Source organism: Amycolatopsis coloradensis (assembly GCF_001953865.1).
In the GTDB taxonomy this organism is placed as follows: domain Bacteria; phylum Actinomycetota; class Actinomycetes; order Mycobacteriales; family Pseudonocardiaceae; genus Amycolatopsis; species Amycolatopsis coloradensis.
Genome location: NZ_MQUQ01000048.1, coordinates 1 through 3,657 on the forward strand (window position 1 = coordinate 1; position 3,657 = coordinate 3,657).

Annotated in this window: 4 protein-coding genes and 1 pseudogene; 2 read left to right on the forward strand and 3 right to left on the reverse strand. The window is 66.9% G+C overall.

Annotated elements, in window-relative coordinates; all coding sequences use genetic code 11:
- Together BS329_RS41405 and BS329_RS41410 are read right to left on the reverse strand one after the other, a co-directional pair.
- Positions 1-185: pseudogene (locus tag BS329_RS41405) on the reverse strand (hypothetical protein); the annotation flags it as partial.
- A gap of 79 nt (positions 186-264) precedes the next feature.
- Positions 265-735 (reverse strand): deazapurine DNA modification protein DpdA family protein, encoded by a 471-nt coding sequence (locus BS329_RS41410; RefSeq protein WP_208619380.1) that lies wholly within the window; start codon positions 733-735, stop codon positions 265-267.
- A gap of 709 nt (positions 736-1,444) precedes the next feature.
- On the opposite strand from BS329_RS41410, the gene BS329_RS41420 reads away from it, so the two are divergent.
- Both BS329_RS41420 and BS329_RS41425 read left to right on the forward strand, forming a co-directional pair.
- Positions 1,445-2,089: a class I SAM-dependent DNA methyltransferase gene (locus BS329_RS41420; protein ID WP_076169063.1), complete on the forward strand. Its 645-nt coding sequence runs from the start codon at positions 1,445-1,447 to the stop codon at positions 2,087-2,089.
- 363 nt (positions 2,090-2,452) lie between these two features.
- Positions 2,453-2,848, forward strand: coding sequence for a hypothetical protein (locus BS329_RS41425; protein ID WP_143253450.1), 396 nt, complete (start codon positions 2,453-2,455; stop codon positions 2,846-2,848).
- Between the two features lie 191 nt (positions 2,849-3,039).
- Here BS329_RS41425 and BS329_RS41430 read toward each other — a convergent pair.
- Positions 3,040-3,657, reverse strand: a 618-nt coding sequence (locus BS329_RS41430; RefSeq protein WP_076169067.1) for a manganese catalase family protein, incomplete at its 5' end; no start/stop codon positions are given.

Sequence of the window (3,657 nt, forward strand, 5' to 3'; positions counted from 1 at the left end):
GCCGTGAGCACCTCGACCGGTGCGACGGAGGTGAAGTCGACAGCCTTGAGGTCGCCCAGGTTCGGCACGCTGGGCAGGCGCGCGGCGAGAATCGCGGCCGCGTGCGGGTCTACCTCGCAGTACCAGGCGATCTGGCCGCCGAGCACGGCCGCGACGCCGAGGCCAGACCGGCCACGCCGGTGCACAACGACCCGATCACCGGGCCGTCGGTGGCCACGAAGCGCAGGTCGCCGGTGCGGGCGAGGGTGTCCTCGTGCGGGGTGTTCATCGCCGCTCCCCTCTCTCGCTGCCCGGCCGCGCGGGCGGGTGTGTTCGCTGGGTGCGGCGTGGTCCGGGGTGTCCTGGCCGCCCACGGCCGAGCCCACGTGGTGAGGGTTGTGACGCGGCGCGGCGCCGGGTGCCGTGCTGGTGATTCGACTGGCGCAGGGTGTGCTGGAGCCGGGTGTGCCAGGCGAGGGCGTAGGTCAGGCAGTTGGACTCGCTGCGATGACTCGGAGAACATCCCGGCAGGTAGCGGCTGCTGTAGCTCCACACGGCGGAGTCGCTGGAGCGGATCGCGTCGCCGTATCGGGCCAGACCGGTCGTTTTGACGCCGAAGCAGTGCAGCCGCAGGCCCCGCGCGTGCAGGGACCTCACGATGCGTTCGACCTGCCCGCTGTGCTGGCGCCGGTTGTCGCGGCAGTGGCCGTGTCCCGTTGTGAGCGTGTCGCGTTGCGACCAGCCAGTGAAGCCCATCGGAGCCGTGTGCGTCCACATTAGACGATCGGACTTGCGGTCGGTGGATGGGTGATGTCGTGTCGCGGTACGCCTTTGGAACAGATCTTCGTTCAGCCGCATGGTCCAGTGATCCTCGACTTCCTGGCGGTGGGGAGGGTGCGGACGTTGTTCGGCGAGTCGGCGCGTTGTCGAAGCCGGAGGATCTCCTCGTGCTGCGCGGCGAGTTGTGACAACGCGCGCTCCTTGAACTCGGTGAGTTCGGTGATCCGCGCATCGCGTTCCTGGACGCGTTCACGGACCTTGGCGTTCTCGTCTTTCAGCCGGGTGATCTGGAGTTCGCGCGGGTCTGAGACGGTGCCCGCCTCGCGGAGATCGGCCAGCCGACGCTGAAACTCCTCGACCAGGTGCTGATAGGGCCCTGGCCGCTGGTTGCCCTGCGGGTCGGTGCGTGCGTAGAAGCCCGTTCTGGCGACGCCGGCTTCTCATGCAAGAGTCTTGAGGTCGCAACCGCCGCGGGCTGGAAGCTGCCCCAGCAGTAGGCGGTCCATCGCAGCACGGATGCTGGCCTCGTTGCGACGGCGCTGTTCGGTGGTCAGCGGCATGATGTGCACTCCTGCATTGCGGTCTGCGGAAACGTGGCGGAGGTCTGGGCCAATTGGCGGGCCAATGATCAGTCCCTCTGCGTCGGCCGTTCACGAGGTCGTGATCATGGAATATCGTGCCGGTCATGACCACGGATGACTGGTTGACCGACACCCGCACCTCTTATGACACGGTCGCGGTCAGCTATGCCGACCAAGTGCGAGGTGCCCTCGCCGGCCACCAGTACCTTTGCGCGGCGCTGGCGTTGTTCGCCGACAGCGTGCGGGTCGCTGGCGGCGGGCCGGTCGCGGACGTCGGCTGCGGCCCCGGTGAAGTCACCGCCCACCTGCATGAGCTCGGTGTCGACGCCTTCGGTGTCGACCTCTCCCCGGGGATGATTGACGTGGCCCGGCGCGACCACCCCGGCCTGCGGTTCGAGGTGGGCTCGATGACGGAACTGGACCTCCCCGTTGCTTCGGTGGCCGGCCTGCTCGCCTGGCAGTCGTTGATCCACATCCCCGACGACGAGGTGCCGACTGTGTTCGGGCACTTCCACCGAGCATTGCGTCCAGGCGGACCGCTGCAGCTCCTGTTTCACGTCGGTGACGAGTCGCAGTTGAAGACGGAGGGCTATGGCGGTCACCCGATGAAGGTCCATGTGTACCGCCGTCAGCCGGACCAGGTGGCATCCTGGCTGCGCGATGCCGGATTCGTGGTCGAGGCCGAGATGCTGCTCGACCCGGATGCGAAAGCTCAGCAAGCGATTCTTTTCGCACGCAGTAAGTCCTAACTTCTGCATATGTCGGGCTCGCCACTCGGAACCGAAGGACATGCGGGTGTACTCATAGCGGTGCTGGTGGCCTGGTCGATGCTGTCGAGCACTCGTTGGACGCGGTCGTGCTCGCGCCGTAGCCGGGTCTTCTCCCCTGTGGGGACTCTGGGGTTGCCGAGGAACGCTTGAAAGGTGGCCGCCTGCTCGGCCCAGATCGGGCGGTGACAGGCATGATGGGTGGCCTGCGGACAAGCGGGCCGAGTCGCAGAGTCCGATCAGCGGCCGAGTCGCCTCGGTGGTCCCGGCCAGCCGCAGGCAGAGCGCTTTCGTTGGGTCGCGGAACCAGCAGTAGTTGGCCGGGCCGACATGCAGGGTTCCTGCGTGGGTGCGGAGCAGGTTCTCCACTCGACGGTCGGTGTCCAGCACCGACGGCTCCAACGAGGCGCCCTCCCGGAGCGCTCCGTCGACGTGGGTGAACGTCGCGATGAGATCCCGAGCGCCGCCGACCACTACGACCTCTGCGGTAACAGTCACAACCATATGGTCACCGCGCGTTCTAGCGCCGATACCGCCATCTGTCGAAGAAAACGCAAGACGATTTCAACACTCTCGCCGGCGATCCCGACGACGACGATTCCAACCGCGTTCAAGCTCGCCGCAGCGATCGAATGGAGCGTGCGGATGTCGGACTATTGGATCGTCGGGGCGCGGATCATCGACGGCACGGGCCGGGACCCGGTCGATGGGCAGGCCATCGACGTGGTGGACGGGGGTTGATCGACGCGCACGTCCATCTCGGTCTGTCGAGCGATATCAACTCCAGCCTGGGCATCGCCGACCAAGTCGGCACCATCGAGGTCGGAATGCGCCCAGCAGTTGCTATGCCTGCCCGAACGCGGACATCCAGCCCTCCCCCTCGAAGGGCTCCTCCCCGCGCTGCCGCGAGGAAGAGCCCTTCGTCCCGGTTTCTAGCTCTTGGGACCGTTCGTCTTCGCCGAGGCTTTGTTCTTGACCGACTTAGCCTTGCCCTTGACCGTCCCGACGGCGTCCTGGACAGGCGAGTACGTCCCGTAGAGCGCGGGGTCGGGCTTGGGTGCGGTGCCCGGGCCACCGAGCGGTTGGGGGTCGGTCAGGTATTCGATCTCCTCGCCGCGGAAGCTCCAATCACCGTTGGCACCGTCCGTGCCGTCGGAAAGGCGCCAGACGGTGTTGTTGTGCTCCTGGTTCTCTTCGTCGAACAACGCGTCCGGGACGATCGCGCTCTCGAGGCCGTCGGCTTCGAGTTCTTCGATGGCCGCCAGCCACTGCTTCTGATGCACCGTGTCGCGGGCGAGGTTGAACTGCAGCATCGCCTTCACGCCGGGGTCGTCGGTCATGTTGTACAACCGGGCCGTTTGCAGCCTGCCCTGCGCTTCGGCGGCGGCGTTGGCCCGGAAGTCGGCCAGCAGGTTCCCGCTCGCCACGATGTAGGCACCGTTCCACGGCACACCCTGGCTGTTGCCCAGCATCGCGCCGCCACCGGCGACAATCGCCTGCTGCGGATCCATCCCGCCCAGGATCGCCGCCGTCACCGGGTCTTTGACCGC

Excerpts from the sequence above, each read along its gene's own strand:
- BS329_RS41410 (WP_208619380.1), bottom strand. The coding sequence starts at position 735 with ATGGGCTTCACTGGCTGGTCGCAACGCGACACGCTCACAACGGGACAC.
- BS329_RS41420 (WP_076169063.1), top strand. The coding sequence starts at position 1,445 with ATGACCACGGATGACTGGTTGACCGACACCCGCACCTCTTATGACACG.